The following is a 19,952-nucleotide window of genomic DNA, read 5'->3' on the forward strand; positions in this document are numbered from 1 at the left end:
GATTGCTGTTTCGGTGGTCATAGCGGAGGGGAAACGCCCGGTCTCATTCCGAACCCGGAAGCTAAGCCCTCCAGCGCCGATGGTACTGCACTCGTGAGGGTGTGGGAGAGTAGGACGCCGCCGGACTTAACGTGAACAGTAGGCCCACCCCGTGACGGGGTGGGCCTACTGTCATTTCCGGACGTTTTACTTCGGTAGCTGCAGGCAGACCGTGGTGCCGCCGCCCTCGGTTTCCTCGAGCGAGATCTCGCCCTGGTGGCGGTCGAGAATGCGGAGACACGTGGATAGGCCGATGCCGTAGCCCTTCTGCTGCTTCGGGTCGACCTGGGCGAACATCTCGAACACCCGCTCACGCTGTTCGGGCGGGATGCCGATGCCGTTGTCGGCCACCCGCACGATCCAGCGGTCGGGACAGTCCTGGGCGCTGACCGTGATCCGGCACTGCCGTTCCGGGTGACGGTATTTCATCGCGTTGTCGATCAGGTTCTGCAGGAGCTGGCGCAGCAGCACCGGGTCGCCCTGCACCGTCGGCAGGTCGTCGGTAGCCGAGATCTGCGCCCGGCTGCTCTCGGTCGCGGTGCGCAGGTCGGCCAGCACGTCCAGGAGCACGATGTTCAGAGGCACCGGCTCGGCCTGATAGGGAGTCTGACCGGCCCTCGCGTATTTGAGCAGCGCGTCCACCAGCTTCTGCATCCGCTCGACCGACCGGATCGCCCCGGTCAGCCATTTGCCGGCCCGTTCGTCCAGCATCGACGAGTATTCGCCGCAGAGCAGGTCGAGGAAGCCGTGCGCCGCCGCCATCGGCCGCACCAGGTCGTGGCTTACCGCGCCCGCGAACTGCTCCAATTCCTCGTTCGACCGGCGCAGCTCGACCAGCGCCGCGGACAGCGCCTCACCCCGGGCGGCGATCTCGGCGCTGGCCCCCTCGATCTCCCGGCGGTATTCGCGGTCGGCGGTGACGTCGTTCAGCGCGACAACAGCACCGAGCACCCGGCCCGAGTCGTCCACCAGGCGCCGCCCCGTACAGCTCAATTGCAGGACCGGGCGGCCGGGCGACCGCAATGTCATCTCGACGTTCTGCACGACGCCCTCGTGCAGCGCGCGCAGCAACGGCACCTCGTCGGGCCGGAGCCGGCGTTGCCCTTCCGCGTCGAAGAGGCCGTAGTGCTCGGGGAGGGATTCCGGGTCGAGTGATTTGTCAGCCTCCCGGCCGTGCCACTCCCGAGCCGCCCGGTTGAGGACGGTGACGTGTCCTTCGGCGTCCGAGACCACGATCCCCACGTCGATCGTCTCGAGCACCGTGGACGTGAAATACCGGTTGCGCTCGGCGGCTTCCGCGAGCCTCTCGTTCAGCCGGGCCTGGCGTCGCCGCTCGAACAGCGCCACCAGCACGTCGGCCAGGTCGATGAGGCGGCCCGCCTGGTCGTCGGTGAGCTCCTTGACGCAGTCGTCGAAGACGCACAGCGTCCCCAGCGCGTAGCCCTCCGGGGTGATCAACGGCGCCGAGGCATAGAAGCGGACCGACGCCAGCCGACCGGTCACCCACGGGTTGCCGCGATAGAGCGGATGCTCCCGGGCGTCGGAGACATGGACGAAGCGGCCGGCCCGGAACTGGATCGCGCACATCGAGTCGGAGCGCGCGGAGTTCCCGCCTTCGAAGCCGTACGTGGTGAGCTGGCACTGCCGGCTCTCGTCGATCAGGTTGAGCGTGGCCGTCGGCACCCCGGCCACCAGCGCGGCCACCCGCACCACGGTGGTCAGCTCGTCGTCGGCGGGCGCGTCCAGCAGGCAGTACTCGTGCAGGACGGCCAGCCGGCGCTCCTCGTCGAGCTCGATCTGAGGGTCGACCACGACAGACGTCACGCTCACTTATCGGCAGCCGACGGGAAAGGCTGAGACGGCTCAGAAACCGGTGGTCATGATGTTGATGATGGCCGGCCCCAGGACGATGATGAAGATGACCGGGAACAGGCAGAAGATGACCGGGAACAGCAACTTCACGGTCACCTTCTGCGCCTGCTCCTCGGCCCGTTGGCGGCGGCGCATACGCTGCTCGGCCGCGTGCTCGCGCAGGATGCCGGCAACCGAGATACCCAGCTCACCGGCCTGCACCAGAGCCGTCACGAGGGTCTTCAGATCCCGTACGGTGGTCCGCGCACCCAGGGCGCGCAGAGCGACCGTGCGGGCGACGCCGAGGCGCATCTCCTGCAGCACCCGGTTGATCTCGTCCGGCATGGGGCCGCGGAGCAGCTGCGCCACCTGGGCCATGGCCGCGTCGAGGCCGAGACCCGACTCCACGCCGATGACCATGGCGTCCAGCACGTCCGGCAGCGCCCGCCCGATCTCCTGCTGCCGTTTGGTGCCCGCGTTGTAGACCAGCAGGTCGGGAACGATCATGCCGCCGACCGCGCCGACGAGCAGCCCGGGCAGCGCGTACGCACCGCCGAGGTTGCCCCCGCCGAGATAGCCGAGCAGGCCGATCACCACCAGCCCGACGACCCGGCCCCGGATGACCCGGTCGAGCGGCCAGTCCCTGGGGTTGCCGGCGAAGTCGAGCTGGCGCGACAGCCGGGCTCCGACCGAGGCGGGGGTGATCAGGTTGCCGGCCCGCTGGATCGCCCACACCACCGGCGTCCGCAGACGCCCACCGAGCGGCTTCTGGACGGCCCGGACGTTCCGGCTGCGCTCGAAGGAGGCGAGGATGCGCAGCATGCGCTGCCGCCGGCTGGGCGGGACGGTGACCGCCGCGGTGACCAGCGCGATCGCCAGCACAGCGGCCGACACGGAGACAGCGACGAGAACGCCCGGATGCACGGCGCTACACCTTGATCTTCGTGATCGCGCTCAGCCAGAGGCTGCCGACCGCCATCATCAGGGCCGCGGTGCCGAGAATGACGTAGCCGAGCATGCTCGTCCACAGCACCGACATGTATTCACGCCGCACCAGGAACAGCAGTGCCGACGCGCCGATCGGCAGGGCGACCAGGACGTACGCCGAGATGCGGCCCTCGGCCGACAGGGAGCGCACGTGCCGCCGCAGATATCCCCGCTCGCGCATGGTCTCGGCGGTCGTCTGCAAGACCTCGGCCAGGCTGCCGCCGGTCTCTTTCTGCAGCCGCAGCGCCATCACCAGCCAGACCAGTTCGACGCTGGCCACACGTTCGCCGGCCCGGGCCAGCGCGTCCTCGAACTCGCCGCTGATCCTGGTCTCGGACAGCGCCCGGGCGAACTCCTCGGCCACCGGGCCCTCGTCGTCGCGGACCGCGGCGTCGACCGCCTGTTGCAGGGTGAAACCGGAGCGCAGCGCGCTGAGGATCAGTTGCAGCATGGCCGGCAGGTCCTCGGTGAACCGGCTCCGGCGCCGTTTGATCCGCGCGCGCAGCAGCAGAGCGGGCACCAGGAAACCGCAGAGCAGGCCGAGCAACAGCCCGAGGAAGACCGGCAGCAGCAGGGCCAGCGCGATGGCCGAGGCGAGCGCGATCACGGTGCGCACGGCCAGCCACTCGCTCGGGCGCATCGTCAGCGCGGCCTGATCGAGCTTCGGTGCGGCCAGGTCGGCGATCCGGTTGAGGGCGGGGGACTGCTCGACGAAGTCGCCGGCCGAGTGCTGAGCCCGTCGCAGGGCCGACTCCTCCGACTGCCGCTCGCCCACTGTGTACTGCTTCAGCGTGCTCAGGCGGCGCTGCATCGGCGTACGCCCGAACAGGCGCTCGATCAGCAGGTAGAACAGCAGGAACGCCGTCCCGCCGGCCAGCAGGGCGATGATCAGGCGGGCGGTGGTCATCGCTTCCCGCCACCGAGGACGCCGGGTGGGAGCGTCACCCCGTACATCGCGAGCGCGTCGACGAAGCGGGGGCGGATCCCGGTCGGCTTGAGCTGGGCCAGGTGCGGCGGGGTGTCGGCGTTGATCTCCTGCAGGAAGAGGTCCTGCAGGGTGATCGTGTCGCCCTCCATGCCGACCACCTCGGTGATGTGGCTGACCTTGCGCGACCCGTCCTTGAACCGGGTGATCTGGATGATCAGGTCGACGGCCGAGGCCACCTGGTCGCGGATCGCCCGGCTGGGCAGGTCCATGCCGGCCATCAGCACCATGGTCTCGAGCCGGGAGAGGGCATCGCGCGGGGTGTTCGCGTGCAGTGTGGTCAGCGAGCCGTCGTGGCCCGTGTTCATCGCCTGCAGCATGTCGAGCGCGGCGGCGTCGCGGACCTCACCGACCACGATCCGGTCGGGGCGCATCCGCAGCGCGTTCTTCACCAGGTCGCGGCTGCTGATCACGCCGCGGCCCTCGGCGTTGGACGGGCGCGACTCCAGCCGTACGACATGGTCCTGGACCAGACGCAGCTCCGCGGCGTCCTCGATGGTGACGATGCGCTCGTCGGCGGGCACGAAGCTCGACAGGACGTTGAGGATGGTCGTCTTGCCGGAGCCGGTGCCGCCGCTGACCACGATGTTGCGCCGGCCCCGCACACAGGCGTCGAGGAACTCCGCCGCGGATCGGGTCATCGTCCCGTACGACACCAGGTCGCCCACCGTGAGCGGGGTCGCCGAGAACTTCCGGATGGTCAGGGTGGCGCCGTCGAGGGCGATCGGCGGCACGATCGCGTTGACCCGGCTGCCGTCGGGCAGGCGGGCGTCGACCATCGGGCTGGCCTCGTCGACCCGGCGGCCGACCCGGGCACAGATCCGGTCGATGATGCGGCGCAGGTGGGCCTCGTCGTCGAACTCGACGTCGGTCCGCTCGAGGCGGCCGAACCGTTCCACATAGATGCTCTTGGCGCCGTTGGCCATCACCTCGTTGACCGACGGGTCGCGCAGCAGACCCTCGATCGGCCCGTGGCCGAGGACCTCGTCGATGACCTCCTTGACGATCCGGGCCCGGTCGCCTCCCGAGAGCGGTGTCTCCTCGCGGGCCAGCAGGTCGGACAGCACCTCGCGGACGCGGGCGTCGAGCCCCTCGTCCTCGCCGCGACTCGAGTAGAGGGTGGGGCCGAGCTCGTCGGCCAGGCGGCGCTGGATCCGCAGGCGTACGTCGTAGACCGGATCGGCCGACTGCCGCCCGGCGGCCCGGTAGCGCTGGCTGGTGGTCGAGGTCCGCTTCTCGGTGTCCTCGCCGTGCTCGGTCTGCTCGTCGTCGCTGCCGGCCCGGTTCCCGTACATGCCGAGCCGGGCGGACAGGCTCACCGGGCCGCCTTGCGTCTGAGGGTGCGGCCGAACAGGCCACGTTTGGGCACCGGTGCGGTCTCGGTCCCGGCGCAGCGGTCCGCGAGCTGGCGGATGGCCCGGCTCACCGGGTGCAACGGCTCGGTCAGCAGCAGCGGCTCGCCCTGGTTGACCGAGATGGGCACATCCCGGCTGGAGGGCACGAGCGACGCGAACGGCATGCCGATCGCCTCCTCGACGTCGGCGGTCGTGAGACCGACCTGGGTGTTGGCGCGGTTGAAGACCAGCAGGCTGCGGTCGCGGGGGTACTCGAGCATGTCGAACATCTCGACGGTCAGCCGCACCGTCTTGAGCGTCGGCAGGTCGGGCGTGACGATCGGGATGAACCAGTCGGACACGTCCAGCGCCGCCAGCACCTGGTCGGTGACGATCGCCGGGGTGTCGATGATGATGAAGTCGTAGTGCGGCCGCGCCACGTCGAGGATCTCCAGCACGAGCTCGCGGCGGACGTGCTCGCCCTGGGCCGGGTTGCCCGGAGCGAGCAGCGCGTCGACCCCGGGCCGGTACGGGGTGACGATCGAGCGCAGGCCGGGCTCGTCGAGGCGGCCGGCCATCGCGATCCCGCCGGCGATGCTGCGATCGGGTGGCAGCTTCAACATGATCGCCACGTCGCCGAACTGCAGGTCGAGGTCGACCAGCAGCACGCGCCGGGCGCCGCCGGCCCAGAGCGCCACGGCCAGGTTGACCGCGACGAAGCTGCGGCCGCAGCCGCCCTTGCCGGCGAAGACGGTGACGATGCGGCCGAACGGTGCGTTCTCGGCCCCCGACCGGATCGAGGTGCTGAGCGCCTTGGAGAGGTCGACCGAGCGGCTGGTGGCCTGGCGGATGCCGTCCCAGTCGGTCTCCTCGACGACGTCGCGGACGCCGGCCTGCAGGCAGCGGATCACCTCACGGGGCTCGATGGTCCGGCGGATCAGCACCACCCCGATCAGTGGTCGCTGCAGGCGCTGGTAGGCGGTGAACATCAGCGCCTCGTCGAGCGGGACGCTCGCTCCCATCAGGACCAGGATGGTCTCGGGGTAGCGCGGCAGGTGGGCCTCGAGCTCGGCCATGCTGTGCACGATGGCCCCGCCGACCGACTGGAACTCCGGCCCCCGCTCGGCCAGGACCTCCCGGTCGGGCTCGAGATAGACATAGAGGCTCATGCCGCGGGCCCACTCTCGGCGACGGTCGGTGATGCGGTCACTCTGGTCCCGGGACCCAGCAGGCCCAGGTGCAGCAGTCCACGGTTGTATCCGTTGACCAGCTCCTCGGCCTGATCGGCGGTCACCGCCAGCGTGACCACGTAGCGCCTCAGCGTGACCGTGCCGCCGGTCTCGGCCGGGGTGGGCGACGCCGACGGCGAGGCCGGCGCGGCGGCGCTCGGGGCCAGCGAGAGCGAGACGTTGGGCGGGACGCTTTCGCCGACGCTGATCACAGTGGCGGTGGGCAGCAGGATCCGAGTCCGCTGCGGGGTTTCCGCGGTGTCCTGCTTGGGCGCGGTGACAAAGACGGTCACCCGGTCGCCGCGCTTGACGTTGCCGGCGACCTGCGGGGCGATGCCGAGCTCGACGCTCACCGCGAGCCGTGACCTGGGGACGGCGAAGGTGGAGGCGGGGCGGGCGCCCGGTTTCGCGGTCGACAGGGCGAACTGGCGGCTCAGCAGCATCTGGTCGGGCTGGAGGTCGGCGTTCAGTTTGCGGGTGTCGAGCGCGGCGTCGAGCTTGGTGAGCGCGCCGGACGGGACGGTCTCGGCCGGCATCAGCACCTGGCGCACCAGCCGGCGCGACCGGATCTGGGCACCGGTGGTGCCGCTCGGGATCGTGGCGGTGGCCAGCAGCACCCAGGTGCCTTTCTTGCCCTCGACGGCCCGGCGGTCGGCCCCGGCCGCGTACGCGATGACGGCGACCGCACTGAGGCAGGCCAGCACGGCGGCCGCGAGCACCATGACAATGCGCCTACGCATGACTCATCCCCTTTCCGCCGCACTCATCCCGTGCGCGCGATGACCGTGACGCCGTAGTCGCGGCCGGTGCCGAACGCCGGACTGTCGACGGGCGTCAAGACCCGGGTGAAGTAGCCGTAGATGCACGCGGAGAGCGTGCACGTGAGTTTCTGCACGAGGCTCGGCACGCCGTTGCCTTGCAGAAGGTTGTCCACGCTCGAGAGCAGACCGCCGAGCAGACCGTCGTACCCGGTCAGGACGAACGGCGCGAACCCCACGATCCGGAACCACGGGGTCAGCGTCAGCAATCCCCGCTCCGAGTCATCGAAGATCGGCACGAGCACCGGTTGACGGCTGTCGTAGACGGCCCTCAGCTTGGTCGCGCACGGGATGCCCTGGGTGAGCCCGGAGAGAGTGAACGAGCGCGGCATGGAGCCGACCTGCAGGCTGAGCTCGCAGTTCGCGTCCGGCGGCGTCAGGTTGTTGTTGGCCAGCCAGACCCAGCCCCGCGGCACGGTGATGTCCGGTGGCGCGTTGCAGGTGGGTGACGGCTTGCCGAGCAGGCCGAGGGGAAGCACCTGCGGGATCGCGAACTCGGTGGAGGCGTTCGGTGGGGTCAGGCCGAGAATCGAGTAGAGCCCGAGCCCGCCCAGCAGCGAGCCGAGTGGGCTGTAGTAGGTGCTGCCGTTGCCCGTCATCTGTTTCCAGTCGCACTCCGAGATGCCGAGGGCGAGCACCTTGGGAACGGAAGCAGGTGGGCCCCAAGCCACCCGGCCGCAGGCGCCCGCGCGCGCGCCGCCGGAATAGGGGCCGGAGAGGGCGCCGGCAAACGTGGGCGGGAGGAGCGTGGTGTTGCCGGTGCGGGTGCTGGTGCGTACCTCGACCCAGGTGCCCCCGCTGACGGTGCTGGTCGGGCACAGCGCCGGGCTGCTCCAGGGCTGGCACTGGGCGGCCAGACTGGAGATGCAGATCTGCGCGTCGGCCGTGCCGTCCTTGGCGTTGCGTTTGGCGTAGTTCTGGGCCACGAGGGTCTGAGCCGACATCGTGCAGTCGGCCAGCTTGGCGACGCAGTTGTTGGCGATGGCCCACGAAGCGGCGTCGGCGCCGGTCTGCAGCTCCTGCCGCTCCAGCGCGATCTGGCCCACGTCGATGACGAGTGCGCCCATGCCGACGACGACGCCCGAGCTCAGGAACACGGCGAACAGGGCGGCGACGGCGCCGTGCTCGGAACCGTGACGACGATGGGCCCGTCGCCACAGGCGACGGGCTGAGCGGACGAGGCGGTGGGTCAGCCGGTGCACGACATGATCCCGGTGGCCCGGAGGGTGGTGAGATTGCCGCTGGCCCCGTACATCTGCATGAGCGAGAAGATCGGCGTGAGCGCGGTGAAGGGCTGCTGGGCGGTCACCGTGGCGTCGGCGGTGAGCGAGGACGCGTTGGCGCACAGGACCGAGGTGACGGTGGCGGTGGGGCCGACGACGTTCTGCACCTTGGCCTGCACCGTGGCGGTGGTGCCGTTGAGCGCCGCCGTCCGTGCGCCCTCGCGTACGGCGCTGGTCAGCAGGGCTTGCTGTTGCAGCGCCCGGCCGAAGTCGATGATGCCGAACAGCAGGAGCAGGATGAGCGGCAGCACGATGGCCGCTTCCACGGCGGCCGCGCCGTCCTCGCCCCGGGTCGGCCGACGCGCGGCGCGCGACCCGGGGCTGAGGAGAGAACGATTGGCGTGGCGCACTGCCGTGCTTACCGGCCTTCCATCAGGTGGGGATGACGATCTTTTCGGCGACCTTGGTGAACAGCGAGTTGAGCTTCGTGCCGAAGAGGCCGGCGCCGACGATGATGACCAGCGCGACCAGCGAGACCAGGAGGCCGTACTCGACGGCGGTGGCACCCTCGTCGTCCTTCATGCGGTCCTTGATCGCGGTCACGTGCGACTGGACGTAGGCGGCGACGTAGTGAAGCGGCAGCATTTGGGTTCCCCCCCGAAGTGGCCTCAGCCTCGGCGTTTCCGTGGCTTCTGACTCTATGAATCGGAGAAGTCGGCGGGGAGTTGAGCCAGGTCAGGGTGCAGGAGCGTTGCTGTTGTGCTGGGCCAGGACCGACCTCAGGGTGCCGGCCAGCTGGTCGGCGGTGAAGGGCTTGGCGATGAACGACGCGCCGCGCTTGATGATCCCGCGGCGGATCGCGATCTCCTGCGGCATGCCGGAGATGTAGACCGTCTCCATGTCCGGGCGCACGGCATGCGCGGACCGGGCCAGCTCGCCGCCGGAGACACCGGGCAGGCCGAGGTCGGTCAGCAGAACGTCGATCTTGCCCTCATGCACCTTGCACTTGGTGATGGCGCTGACGGCGTCGGTCGCGACCAAGACCTGGAAGCCGCGCAGCTCGAGCATCTGCGACGTCATGTCGCGCAGGTCCTCGTCGTCCTCCACGAGCAGAACGACCGGGCCTTGCTGCGGCGCCGAGGTGTTCCACATGCCTCTCTCCTCGGGCTCGGTGGAGCCGTACCGGGGTACGGCTCTTCGGAGGGCCGCACGCGGGCGTGGCCTCACCGAAAACGCTAGGCGAAAAGCCACCCCACCGGAGGAATTCGGCGGAAACAGGGACTAGTTGCCCTCGGCACGCCCCAGACGCCAGTAGCCCATGAACGCCACCAGGCGGCGGTCGACACCGCACTCGGCGACCAGGTGCCGGCGGAGCGTCTTGATCATTGCGGCCTCGCCGGCCAGCCAGGCGTAGAAGCGGCTCACGTCGGTGAACTCGTCGGGCACTTCCCACAGCACGTCGTGGTCGACGTCGACGTCCTCGAGCTCGACCGGCGCGCCGCCGACCTGAGCGTCGCCGAGGATGCGGCGGCTCGCCGCGCGTACGGCCGGAACCAGCTTGCTGCCGTGGGCGTAGCCGTCGCGGGCCAGCCAGGTGACGCGGACGCCCTCGGGTGCGGTCAGCTCCAGCGCGTCCTCGGCCGAGGGCACCTCGAGCAGTGCCTCGCCCCGCGCGTCGGCCGGCAGCCCGGCCAGGATCGCGGTGATGGCCGGCACCGCCGTCTCGTCGCCGCCCAGCAGCAGGCAGTCGGTGTGGGCGGGCGGGTGGAAGTCGATGCCCCCGTGCACCCCGTCGAAATCCGCGTTCGGACCCAACAGGTACGCCGGGGTGCCCGGCCCGGCCTCGGCGGCGAACCGGGAAGCGGGCCCGTCGACCCCGTGCAGCACCATGTCGACGTCGACCTCACGCAGCTCGGGGCGCACGGCCCGCACGGTGTAGGTGCGGATCGGGTTGCGCTCCTGCTCGGGCAGGTCGCGCCACCGCAGATACCAGTCCTCGCCGGTCGGCACGTGGACCAGACCCGAGCCGGGCAGCGGCGGGATCAGCTTGATGCGCTGGTCGAAGCCGTTGTCGGCGAAGTGGTCGAGGTCGTCCCCGGTGAAGGTCACCCGGACGAAGTGGGGGCTGAGCCGCCGCACCGCGCGGACCTCGGTGGCGAAGAACCGCCACGGCAGCGTGGCCAGGGCCGGGTCAGCGGTCTGAGTCACGGGGGCCTCCAGGGAAACGCCAGAACCAAAGGTATGCCTAACCTAACCGGTTCTCCCTGGCGGGCACCACTCGGGTCACTTCTCGGCCGGGGCGTCCTCGGCCTCCGCCTCGGCCTGCACTTTGGTCTGCACCTTGGCCTGCACCTCGGCCTGCACCTTGGCCTCGGCTTCGGCCTTCGCGGCCGAGGTGTAGACGCGCGGCTTCGGGATCGCCGCCTTGGCGCTGACCGGCTTGGACCTCGGCCGTGGTTCCGGCTGGTCCTTGGCCGGCGGCTTCGGCGCCGCTTCTGCCCGCGATGGCAGCTGCAGCGGCTGGAGCTGGTCGCCCGGCCCGTCCAGTACGGCGAACCGGTCGGCCACCGACGGCCGGGCGGGCGCTGCGGGCTGGGGCGGCGCTGCAGAGGGGGCTTGCGCGGCCGACGGGTCTGAGGCCGGCGAGGGAGCCGGCGCCGCCGATGAGGCCGGCGCTGCCGTGGAAGCGGGTGCTGCTGACGGGGCCGGCGGGGCGGGCGACGGTGGTGTGGTGGGCGCGGGCGGCGGGCCGGCCGACGGCCGGGCAGGGGCTGCCGAAGGAGCGGGCGACGGCGGCGGGGCAGGCGCGGGCGGCGGGGCGGCTGCCGGGCGGGCGGGTGTTGCCGATGGGGTGGGCGCAGGCGGCGGGGCGACGGTGGGCGGGGCGGGCGCGCGGGCGGCCCGGGAACGGGGGAGCGTGCCACCCTCGCGGTCGGGCACGTCGATCAGCACCGCCGACACGCGGCCGGGCGCGACCTGCTCCAGATCGGCGGCGACCCGGGCGGCGACGCCCCGGCTGGTGCGGCGGTAGTCGGTGACCAGCAGGACGTGGTCGGCCTGGGTGGCCAGAGCGAGCCCGTCGGCCACGCCGAGCAGGGGCGGCGAGTCGAGCACCACCACGTCGCACTGCTCCGCGAGCTCGTGCAGCAGCCCGGCCAGGCCGCCCGCGGCCAGCAGGTCGGCGGCGTTGTCGTGGCCGGCCCCCACCGCCAGCACCCGCAGGTTGACGATCGCGCCGGCCGCCAGCGTCTCGGCCAGCGTGTGCCGGCCGGTCAGCACATTGGTCAGCCCGCGGTCGCGGGACAGATCGAACATCAGATGCAGCGCCGGGTGGCGGACGTCGGTGTCGACCAGCACCACCCGGCGACCGGCCTGGGCCAGGGCGACGGCCAGGTTGGCCGCCGTGGTGCTGCGCCCCTCGCCGTCGCGGCCACCGGCCACCAGAACTGTCGCCGGATGGTGGAGTAGCGGGTCGAGGCGGGCCCGCAGGTAGCGGTAGGCCTCGGCGTCGGCTGAATCGGGGGAGCGCAGCAGCACCGGCAGTGGCGCCCCCGGCCCCCGTGAGCGGCGGGCCCGCGGGATCGTGGCCAGCACCGGCAGCCCGGTCTGCTCCTCGTAGTGGGCGCGCCCGCGCAGCCGATCCCGGCGACGGGCGTGCCACAGTGCCGAGAGCACGCCCAGCAGCAGTCCCGCGACCGCGCCGGCGGTGAGGTAGAGCCAGAGTGGCCGCCTTTGCTCCTCGGCCGGGCCGGCCGGCGTCACCAGGGAGGCGGCGATGCCGTACTGGGCGGTGGTGGAGTTGCGGTAGCGCACGTATTCGGTGGCGACGGCCTGCGCGCGCTGCCGGGCTGTGGCGGCCTCGCGGCCGGTCCAGCCGATGGTGATCGCCGTGCCGCCGCCCTCGACCGGCGCCACGGTCAGGCCGTCGGCGAGGTCGTCGGCCGTCATGCGCAGCTCGTCGGCGGCCGCCTGGAGCACGGTGGCCGACCGGGCGATCGTCGCCTCGGTGGCGGCGTCGGCGGGCCCCGGCGTGAAGCCGGCCCGCAGCCGCGCCCCGGCCACGGCGGTCGCCGTGGAGCGGTGGTCGACGGTCTCGACGCGGCTCAGCGCATAGGCCCCGGCGGTGATCAGAACGGTCACCAGGATGATCCACCAGCCGTACCCCCGCAGAAGCCGCACGGGTCTGCCGTTCGTCGTCATGCCGGGTCCGTCCTCCCGTGATGCCGCTGCTCGCAGCCTACGACCCGATCAACGGCGCCCGCCAGCACCGCCCCTGTCGGCTACCCGCCGGGTGGGTGGCGGAGGTGGACAACGAATTCATCGAAATCTATGGTTGACGCTGGCGCCGTCGAAGCGCTTCGACGATGAGCGGGGGCGTCAGTAGGCTCTCGCTGAGGACAGCGGATGATGAACACGACGTGAGGAGGGTGGATGGCGACGATCAACGATGTGGCGCGGGCGGCCGGCGTGTCCCCGAGCACGGTTTCCTACGTTCTCAGCGGCCGCCGCCCGATCTCGGCGGGGACCCGCGAGCGGGTGCAGGCGGCGATCGCCGAGCTCGGCTTCCATCCGCACGCGGGGGCGCGGGCGCTGGCCAGCAGCAAGACGAACGTGCTGGCCCTGGTCGTGCCGCTTCGTACCGACGTCAACGTGCCGGTCATCATGCAGTTCGCGACGGCCGTGGTGACCGCCTCGCGCGTCCACAACCACGACGTCCTGCTGCTGACCAAGGACGAGGGCACCGCCGGCTTGGAGCGGGTCGCCCACAGCACCATGGTCGACGCGCTCATCGTCATGGACGTCGAGCGCGACGACGTGCGCCTGACCGCCCTGCGGACCCTCAAGCAGCCGTCGGTGCTGATCGGGCTGCCCGAGGATCCGGCCGGCATCGCCTGTGTCGACCTCGACTTCGAGGCGGCGGCGGCCGAGGCCCTGCGGCACCTGGCCTGGCACGGGCACCGCCGGGTGGCGCTCGTCGGTCCGTCCCCGGCCGTCTACAAGCGGGGTACGTCGTACGCGGAAAGGTTTTTGACCGGTTTCACCATCGCCTCGGCCACGCTGGGCCTCGAGACGATGACCCACCCCTGCGAGCCCGACCGGGAGGGCGTCCGCGCCTGCCTGGCCGACATCGACGCGCAGTTGCCGGGCGTGACGGCGCTGGTCGTGCACAACGAGGAAGCCCTGCGCATGGTGCTGGAGGAGCTGCAGACCGCCGGGCGGCGGGTCCCCGCGGACATCTCCGTGGTGGCGATCTGCCCGCGGGACGTCGCCCTCAACATGCCGCTCCCGCTGACGTCGGTCGACATCCCGGCCCACGACGTGGGTGGGCTGGCCGTCGAGACGGCGATGCGGCTGCTGGACGGCCGGTCGATCGAGCTCGTCCGGCTGCTGCCACCCACCCTGGTCGAACGGAAGAGCTCGGCCCCGCCGGCTACGGCTGCTGATTGATCCGGACCATGTTGCCGGCCGGGTCGCGGAACGCGCAGTCGCGCAACCCGTACGGCTGGTCGATCGGCTCCTGCACGACGTCGCCGCCGCTCTTCTGCACCTGCTCGAACGCCTCGTCGACGTTCGGGGCGCTCAGCACGATGCTCGCGTAGCTGCCCTTGGCCATCAGCTCGGTGATCGTGCGCTTCTCGTCGTCGGTCAGTCCGGGGTCGACCGTCGGCGGGTGCAGGACGATCGAGGTCTGGGGCTGCCCGGGCGGCCCCACGGTGATCCAGCGCATGTCGCCGTAGCCGACGTCGTTGCGCACTTCGAAGCCCATCGTGTCGCGCCAGAAGGCCAGCGAGGCCTCGGGGTCGTCGGCCGGAAGGAACGTGTTGTGAATGGTGAGGTTCATGCCGACCACGCTATTGGCCGGGTGCGGGCGTCGCTTCTCGATTCCTGATCGGTCTCGTGGCCTGCTTGACGACGCAGCCGGGCAGGCCCGCGACCTGCGCCTGCTCGGCCGTCATCCGGCGGTAGGCGCTGGGCGACATGCCCACCAGCTCGGAGAACCGCGTGCTGAAGGTGCCCAGCGACGAACACCCGACCGCGAAGCAGACGTCGGTCACCGACAGGTCGCCGCGGCGCAGCAGGGCCATGGCGCGCTCGATGCGGCGGGTCATCAGATAGCTGTACGGCGACTCGCCGAAGGCCGCCCGGAACTCGCGGCTCAGGTGACCGGCCGACACGTTGACACCGCGGGCGAGTGCCTCGACGTCGAGCGGCTGCGCGTAGTCACGGTCGATCCGGTCGCGGACCCGGCGAAGCAGTCTGAGGTCCTTGAGATGTTGCTGGTGTTTGGCCTCTCGGGCTGACGGAGGGGAATCCGCACCTCTCGCCATACTTAACGTATAACAGAGGGCGGGTCTTGCCGCAAGACCCCGGTGCTGCCGCAGAATCGCTGCGTGACCAGCGCTTTCGACTTGCCTGCAGCCCTCGCCGCCAAAGCCGATCCAGTGCTCGTGGCCGGCGACGAGAAACACTTCGCGGACATCACCGCGAGCCTCGAGAGGACGATCGCCGAGCTCCAGGACCGGCTCGAGACCGAGCGCCGGGCGCCCGCGGGCAAGGGCCGCCAAGCCGTGGACCGTGACGACGCGATCCGCCGGACGAGCGCCCGCCTGCGCGCCCTGCGCCGCCACCGCCTCGACATCTGCCTCGGGCGGATGGTGACCGGGGACTCCACCGTCTACATCGGTCGCTTCGGCCTGACCGACAGCGACGGCCGGCGGCTGCTGGTGGACTGGCGGTCACCGGCGGCCGAGCCGTTCTTCGGGGCGACCCACGCCAACCCGATGGGCCTGGCCAGCCGCCGCCGCTACCGCTGGACCCGGGGCCGCGTGACCGACTACTGGGACGAGGTCTTCACCCCCGACGCGCTCGATGGGCACGCCGCGCTCGACGACCAGTCGGCCTTCATCGCGAGCCTGGGCAGCAACCGGTCGGCGCGGATGCGCGACGTGCTGGGAACGATTCAGGCCGACCAGGACGCGATCATCCGGGCCGGGTCGGACGGGGCGCTCGTGGTGGACGGCGGGCCGGGCACCGGCAAGACCGTGGTGGCGTTGCACCGTACGGCTTATCTGATCTACGCCAACCCGCGCCACGTGCTCTTCGTCGGTCCGCACGAGCCCTACCTCGCGTACGTCTCGGACGTGCTCCCCAGTCTGGGCGAGGAAGAAGTACAGACGTGCACGCTGCGCGACCTCGTGCCCTTCACTGCCACCGCGGCCGAGGATCCGCAGGCGGCGCGGCTCAAGTCGTCGGCCGAGCTGGTGAAGGCGATCGAGGCGGCCGTCCGGTTCTACGAGGAGCCGCCGGCCCGCGGCCTGGTCGTCGAGGTCGACGACGACGAGATCCGGCTGACCGCGCGGGACTGGGCCGAGGCGTTCGCGGCACCCGGGCCGGGAACGCCGCACAACGAGGGCCGCGACGAGGTCTGGGAGGAGCTGCTGACGATCCTCGAGGTGAAATACCGGGGCGAGGAGCCGCCGGACCTGTTGCGGTCGTCGCTGCGGCGCAACACCGCACTCACCACGGCCGTCAACCGCGCGTGGCCCCTGCTCGAGCCGGCCGACATCGTCGCCGATCTGTGGTCGGTGCCGGCCTACCTGCACCGGTGCGCTCCCTGGCTCACCGCGTCGGAGATCAAGACCTTGCAGCGTACGGATCCTCGCGCCTGGACCGAGGCCGACCTGCCGTTGCTGGACGCGGCGCGGCACCGGGTGGGTGACCCGGGGGCGCCGCGGCTCCGGCGCGAGCAGGAGGCCGCGGTGGCCGCCCAGCGCCGGGGCATGGCCCGGGTTCTGGACGACCTGATCGCGTCGCGGGAGTACGACGACGGCGAAGGCCTGATGTCGATGCTGGTGCAGCAGGACCTGCGCGACGTGCTGGTCGACGACGCCGCCGTGCCCACGGCCGGCCCCGACCGGCTGGCCGGGCCGTTCGCGCACGTCGTGGTGGACGAGGCGCAGGAGCTGACCGATGCCGAGTGGCAGATGCTGCTGCAACGCTGCCCGTCCCGCAGTTTCACCATCGTCGGCGACCGCGCCCAGGCCCGGCACGGCTTCACCGAGTCGTGGGCGCAACGCCTGTCGCGGATCGGCCTCGACCGGGTCACCCTGACGTCGTTGACGATCAATTACCGTACGCCGGCCGAAGTGATGGACGAGGCGGCGCCGGTCATCCGCGCGGTTCTGCCGGACGCCAACGTGCCCGTCTCGGTCCGCTCCGGTGGAGTGCCTGTCGGTCATGGCTCCACTGCGGAGCTGGCGGCGGTCCTGGACGGGTGGTTGGCTGCGCACCAGGAGGGAATCGCTTGTGTGATCGGCGATCCGTCGTTCGCGCCGCGGCCCCGGGTCCGGTCGCTGACGCCCACGCTGGCCAAGGGCCTCGAGTTCGACCTGGTCGTGCTGGTCGATCCGCAGGGCTGGGGCGAGGGCATCGAGGGCGCGGTGGACCGGTATGTCGCGATGACCCGGGCCACCCAGCAGCTCGTGATCCTGACCTCGTCAGGCCGGCGGTTCCCAGAGCAGGATCTGGCGGTGGTGGCTGAATCCGTTGCGTAGATAGAAATCCACGGCGCGGCGGCCGGAGTGGACAGTCACGTGCAACAGCTCGCGGGCGCCGGCCTCGGCCAGGATCGCGGCCATGAGGGCGGCGCCGAGACCGTGGCCGCGGTGCTCCTCACGAACCAGGACCGACTGGACGTCGCCGTATCGCCGCCGCATCGAGTCCTCGCCGGGCACCCGTTCCGCGACAAGCAGCCAGGCGGCGCCGACCACCTGCCCGTCGACCTCGGCGACGAACGGCAGGTGCGTGCCGGCGTGAGCCGCCATCCAGCTCGCGAACGTCGCGCGCTGATCCTCGCCGATGCCGCGCAGCTCCGCCAGCGTCGCCACATCCGCCGAGCCACCCCTTCGCACGATCATGCACCGGAGTGTAGGCAATGATGCGTGACCGGACCCATGCTGACCTGGGCGTGGGTCGGTTGTATCGGCATTGTCATGATCGGCTGCGGCCGGGTCCCGGCTACCTATAGTCGCTGCTGTGAATGCTCATGTGCTGGTCGCTGAGGATGACGCCCGGCAGGCCGAGGTGGTCCGGCGGTATCTGGAGGCGAGCGGGTATCGCGCCTCGGTCGTGCACGGCGGCCGGGATGCGATCGAGCAGGCTCGGCTGACCCGGCCGGACCTGCTCATCCTGGACGTGATGATGCCGCAGCTGAACGGCGTCGAGGTCTGCCGGGTGCTGCGCCGGGAGAGCAACGTGCCGGTGCTGATGCTGACCGCCCGGCGCGACGAGGACGACCTGCTCCGCGGACTGGACGTGGGTGCGGACGACTACCTGATCAAGCCGTACAACCCGCGGGAGTTGATGGCCCGGGTCCGCACGATGCTGCGCCGCACCCAGTGGGCGCCGGCCGAGCCGGATTCCGCGCTGCGGGTCGGCGAGATCGTGGTCGACGTCCGGGACCGGCACGTGACCAGCGGTGGGCGCCGGGCGGACTGTACGCCCGGTGAGTTCGAGATCCTGGCCGCGATGGCGGCCGCGCCGGACCGGGTGTTCACGCGCGCGCAGCTGCTGGAGCGGACCCGTGGCTTCGAGGCCGCGGCCACCGACCGTACGGTCGACATGCATGTCGTGCGGCTGCGCCGCAAGATCGAGCCGAATCCGCGCCGCCCGGCCTACCTGCTGACCGTCTACGGCGTCGGCTACAAGCTCACGGACGGCTCGCGGTGACGCGCGTCCCGCCGCACCGCAGCCTGGTCGCGCGGCTGCTGGGCCTCTCGCTGGTGGTCATGCTGTGCGCCGTGACGGCCACCGCGTGGCTCGCGGCGCAGAGCACGCGCGCGACCGTGCAGGCGCAGTACAACGGGATCTCCGACGGCGAGGAGATGATCTACGACGAGGTCGTCGCCTACGCCGCGACGCACACCGACTGGTCCGCGGTGCGGCCGCTGCTCGTCGAACTCGCCGCGCGGACCGGCCGGCCGATCTCGCTGTCCGATCCGGACGGCGAGTTCCTGGCCGGCTCGGAGACGTCGACGGTCCGGCCGGCCCGGCGGTCGGCGCTGGTCGACCCGCTCTACCTCGAGGGCTACCTCTCGCCCGACCCGGCCGGGCGCGGTATCGACTGGCGCGCGGTCGGTCCGTACCGGCTCACCGAGGCCGAATTGGCGACCGTCTCCGCGCGCGCGCTGGCGGCAGAGTCGTGCCTGCTCGACAAGGGCCTCGACGCATGGGTCTCCCGGGAGACCGGCGGCCGGCCGACGCTGAACTCGGACGACGCCTCGGACGCTCAGCTGGCCGGCTGCGCGCGCGAGACCGGCGCCGACGTCCCCACCGCCACCGAGCAGCGGGCGCTGGACGCACTGACCACCCTCACCAACGCCTGCCTGGGGGACGGCACGGTCACCGTGCTGCTCGGCTTCACCTGGACCGGGGCCCCTGCGGGGTCGGACCCGCGGACCTGCATCGACGATGCCCTCCGGATGCAGCTCCGGCCGTACGTGGCCCCGCGCGCGATCCTCCACATCCACGACGCGGCGTCGGTGACCGGCCCGGTCTTCGACCTCTCCCGGGCCAGCACGCTGCGGATCGCCGGCGTCTCGGCGCTGGTGCTGGCGGTCGCCGTCGCGATCACGCTGGTGGTCGGGGTGCGGATGTCCCGGCCGCTGCGCGCGCTCACCCGAGCCGCGGAGCAGGGCGCGGCCCGCCTGCCGATCCGGGGCCGGGACGAGATCGGCCGGCTCACCACCGCGTTCAACGACCTGACCGAGCGACGGGAGGCCGGCGAACGGCAGCGGCAGGCGATGGTCAACGACATCGCGCACGAGCTCGGCACGCCGCTGACCAACATCCGTGCCTGGCTGCAGGCCGCCCGGGACGGTGTGGCGGACCCCGGCCCCGAGCTGCTGGATCTGCTCGTCGATGAGGCCGACGTGCTCCAGCACATCATCGACGACCTGCGCGACCTCGCCGCGGCTGACGCCGGGCGGCTGCGCCTGCACCCGGAGCTGGTCTACGTCAACGAGGTGCTGGACCAGGTCGCCGCCGTGCACCGCAGCCGCTCCTCCGACGTCACGATCGTTACCGAACCGGCCGGCGATCCCGAGGTGATGCTAGACCCGCTCCGGATCCGCCAGGCCGTCGGCAACCTGCTCTCCAACGCGGTCCGGCACTCCCCGCCGGGCGCCACCGTGACCGTCCGCTCCCGTCTCGACGGCGAAGACCTGGTGATCGAAGTCGTCGACACCGGCGACGGGATCAGCGAGGACGATCTGCCGCACGTCTTCACCCGCTTCTGGCGCGCGGACCGGTCCCGCAGCCGGCATACCGGCGGCAGCGGCCTCGGCCTGGCCATCGTCCGCGACCTCGTCGGCGCGCACGGCGGCACCGTCACCGTGACCAGCCGTGCCGGCCACGGCAGCACCTTCACCATCCGCCTGCCCGCCCGGGCCTGACCCACCGTTTCCCCCTTCCGCACCGTCGGTGGC

At 71.4% G+C, this 19,952-nt stretch carries 19 protein-coding genes and 1 rRNA gene; 5 read left to right on the forward strand and 15 right to left on the reverse strand.

What is annotated here, in order from left to right:
• The first annotated feature begins 9 nt into the window (after nt 1-9).
• A 5S ribosomal RNA gene (gene rrf, locus NAG42_RS29425) occupies nt 10-126 on the forward strand.
• 60 nt (nt 127-186) lie between these two features.
• Here the strand turns inward: rrf and NAG42_RS29430 are convergent.
• The 12 genes from NAG42_RS29430 to NAG42_RS29485 all read right to left on the reverse strand — a co-directional run bounded on the left by NAG42_RS29430 (nt 187) and on the right by NAG42_RS29485 (nt 12,666).
• Nucleotides 187-1,863, reverse strand: a complete 1,677-nt coding sequence (locus tag NAG42_RS29430; protein ID WP_250035113.1) for a GAF domain-containing sensor histidine kinase — start codon at nt 1,861-1,863, stop codon at nt 187-189.
• Between the two features lie 39 nt (nt 1,864-1,902).
• Entirely contained in the window at nt 1,903-2,814 is a 912-nt protein-coding gene (locus NAG42_RS45105) for a type II secretion system F family protein (RefSeq protein ID WP_250035114.1), read from the reverse strand.
• 4 nt (nt 2,815-2,818) lie between these two features.
• Nucleotides 2,819-3,784, reverse strand: a complete 966-nt coding sequence (locus NAG42_RS29440; protein WP_250035115.1) for a type II secretion system F family protein — start codon at nt 3,782-3,784, stop codon at nt 2,819-2,821.
• Nucleotides 3,781-5,181 carry a TadA family conjugal transfer-associated ATPase gene (locus NAG42_RS29445; protein ID WP_250035116.1) on the reverse strand — a complete coding sequence of 467 codons (1,401 nt, stop codon included), beginning with the start codon at nt 5,179-5,181 and terminating at the stop codon, nt 3,781-3,783. Before NAG42_RS29445 ends, NAG42_RS29440 begins: the two co-directional genes overlap by 4 nt.
• Nucleotides 5,178-6,365: a CpaE/TadZ family protein gene (locus tag NAG42_RS29450; RefSeq protein ID WP_250035117.1), complete on the reverse strand. Its 1,188-nt coding sequence runs from the start codon at nt 6,363-6,365 to the stop codon at nt 5,178-5,180. The genes NAG42_RS29445 and NAG42_RS29450 overlap by 4 nt, the downstream gene beginning before the upstream one ends.
• Nucleotides 6,362-7,165 carry an RcpC/CpaB family pilus assembly protein gene (locus NAG42_RS29455; RefSeq protein ID WP_250035118.1) on the reverse strand — a complete coding sequence of 268 codons (804 nt, stop codon included), beginning with the start codon at nt 7,163-7,165 and terminating at the stop codon, nt 6,362-6,364. The genes NAG42_RS29450 and NAG42_RS29455 overlap by 4 nt, the downstream gene beginning before the upstream one ends.
• Before the next feature lie 23 nt (nt 7,166-7,188).
• Complete coding sequence (locus tag NAG42_RS29460) at nt 7,189-8,445, reverse strand: pilus assembly protein TadG-related protein (RefSeq protein ID WP_250035119.1); 1,257 nt, start codon at nt 8,443-8,445, stop codon at nt 7,189-7,191.
• On the reverse strand, nt 8,433-8,792 hold the full coding sequence (locus NAG42_RS29465; RefSeq protein WP_250035121.1) for a TadE/TadG family type IV pilus assembly protein: 360 nt from the start codon (nt 8,790-8,792) through the stop codon (nt 8,433-8,435). Before NAG42_RS29465 ends, NAG42_RS29460 begins: the two co-directional genes overlap by 13 nt.
• A 106-nt stretch (nt 8,793-8,898) precedes the next feature.
• Nucleotides 8,899-9,111 (reverse strand): Flp family type IVb pilin, encoded by a 213-nt coding sequence (locus tag NAG42_RS29470; protein WP_250035122.1) that lies wholly within the window; start codon nt 9,109-9,111, stop codon nt 8,899-8,901.
• Between the two features lie 90 nt (nt 9,112-9,201).
• On the reverse strand, nt 9,202-9,618 hold the full coding sequence (locus tag NAG42_RS29475; RefSeq protein ID WP_250035123.1) for a response regulator: 417 nt from the start codon (nt 9,616-9,618) through the stop codon (nt 9,202-9,204).
• A gap of 129 nt (nt 9,619-9,747) precedes the next feature.
• Nucleotides 9,748-10,674 (reverse strand): siderophore-interacting protein, encoded by a 927-nt coding sequence (locus tag NAG42_RS29480; protein WP_250035124.1) that lies wholly within the window; start codon nt 10,672-10,674, stop codon nt 9,748-9,750.
• Between the two features lie 75 nt (nt 10,675-10,749).
• Nucleotides 10,750-12,666 (reverse strand): polysaccharide biosynthesis tyrosine autokinase, encoded by a 1,917-nt coding sequence (locus tag NAG42_RS29485; RefSeq protein ID WP_250035125.1) that lies wholly within the window; start codon nt 12,664-12,666, stop codon nt 10,750-10,752.
• 231 nt (nt 12,667-12,897) lie between these two features.
• Here NAG42_RS29485 and NAG42_RS29490 point away from each other — a divergent pair, with 231 nt between their 5' ends.
• A complete protein-coding gene (locus NAG42_RS29490; RefSeq protein ID WP_250035126.1) occupies nt 12,898-13,914 on the forward strand; it encodes a LacI family DNA-binding transcriptional regulator in 1,017 nt (338 codons plus the stop codon).
• Here the strand turns inward: NAG42_RS29490 and NAG42_RS29495 are convergent.
• Complete coding sequence (locus tag NAG42_RS29495; protein ID WP_250035127.1) at nt 13,898-14,308, reverse strand: VOC family protein; 411 nt, start codon at nt 14,306-14,308, stop codon at nt 13,898-13,900. The two genes, NAG42_RS29490 and NAG42_RS29495, sit on opposite strands and share 17 nt — an antisense overlap.
• Nucleotides 14,309-14,318: 10 nt before the next feature.
• A complete protein-coding gene (locus NAG42_RS29500; RefSeq protein WP_250035128.1) occupies nt 14,319-14,795 on the reverse strand; it encodes a helix-turn-helix transcriptional regulator in 477 nt (158 codons plus the stop codon).
• Nucleotides 14,796-14,858: 63 nt separating this feature from the next.
• On the opposite strand from NAG42_RS29500, the gene helR reads away from it, so the two are divergent.
• Nucleotides 14,859-17,021: an RNA polymerase recycling motor ATPase HelR gene (helR, locus tag NAG42_RS29505; RefSeq protein ID WP_250035129.1), complete on the forward strand. Its 2,163-nt coding sequence runs from the start codon at nt 14,859-14,861 to the stop codon at nt 17,019-17,021.
• Here the strand turns inward: helR and NAG42_RS29510 are convergent.
• Entirely contained in the window at nt 16,965-17,384 is a 420-nt protein-coding gene (locus tag NAG42_RS29510) for a GNAT family N-acetyltransferase (RefSeq protein ID WP_250035130.1), read from the reverse strand. The two genes, helR and NAG42_RS29510, sit on opposite strands and share 57 nt — an antisense overlap.
• A 118-nt stretch (nt 17,385-17,502) precedes the next feature.
• Here NAG42_RS29510 and NAG42_RS29515 point away from each other — a divergent pair, with 118 nt between their 5' ends.
• A complete protein-coding gene (locus NAG42_RS29515; RefSeq protein ID WP_250035131.1) occupies nt 17,503-18,195 on the forward strand; it encodes a response regulator in 693 nt (230 codons plus the stop codon).
• Complete coding sequence (locus tag NAG42_RS29520) at nt 18,192-19,919, forward strand: sensor histidine kinase (protein ID WP_250035132.1); 1,728 nt, start codon at nt 18,192-18,194, stop codon at nt 19,917-19,919. The genes NAG42_RS29515 and NAG42_RS29520 overlap by 4 nt, the downstream gene beginning before the upstream one ends.
• Nucleotides 19,920-19,952 lie beyond the last annotated feature (33 nt).

Origin of the sequence: Paractinoplanes maris, from assembly GCF_023544465.1 — a bacterium.
In the GTDB taxonomy this organism is placed as follows: domain Bacteria; phylum Actinomycetota; class Actinomycetes; order Mycobacteriales; family Micromonosporaceae; genus Actinoplanes; species Actinoplanes maris.

What these genes read in the sequence shown, in the direction of transcription:
- NAG42_RS29440 (WP_250035115.1), bottom strand. Translation starts at nt 3,784, where the DNA reads ATGACCACCGCCCGCCTGATCATCGCCCTGCTGGCCGGCGGGACGGCG.
- NAG42_RS29450 (WP_250035117.1), bottom strand. Translation starts at nt 6,365, where the DNA reads ATGAGCCTCTATGTCTATCTCGAGCCCGACCGGGAGGTCCTGGCCGAG.
- NAG42_RS29455 (WP_250035118.1), bottom strand. Translation starts at nt 7,165, where the DNA reads ATGCGTAGGCGCATTGTCATGGTGCTCGCGGCCGCCGTGCTGGCCTGC.
- NAG42_RS29470 (WP_250035122.1), bottom strand. Translation starts at nt 9,111, where the DNA reads ATGCTGCCGCTTCACTACGTCGCCGCCTACGTCCAGTCGCACGTGACC.
- NAG42_RS29475 (WP_250035123.1), bottom strand. Translation starts at nt 9,618, where the DNA reads ATGTGGAACACCTCGGCGCCGCAGCAAGGCCCGGTCGTTCTGCTCGTG.
- NAG42_RS29485 (WP_250035125.1), bottom strand. Translation starts at nt 12,666, where the DNA reads ATGACGACGAACGGCAGACCCGTGCGGCTTCTGCGGGGGTACGGCTGG.
- NAG42_RS29490 (WP_250035126.1), top strand. Translation starts at nt 12,898, where the DNA reads ATGGCGACGATCAACGATGTGGCGCGGGCGGCCGGCGTGTCCCCGAGC.
- NAG42_RS29495 (WP_250035127.1), bottom strand. Translation starts at nt 14,308, where the DNA reads ATGAACCTCACCATTCACAACACGTTCCTTCCGGCCGACGACCCCGAG.
- NAG42_RS29500 (WP_250035128.1), bottom strand. Translation starts at nt 14,795, where the DNA reads ATGGCGAGAGGTGCGGATTCCCCTCCGTCAGCCCGAGAGGCCAAACAC.
- NAG42_RS29510 (WP_250035130.1), bottom strand. Translation starts at nt 17,384, where the DNA reads ATGATCGTGCGAAGGGGTGGCTCGGCGGATGTGGCGACGCTGGCGGAG.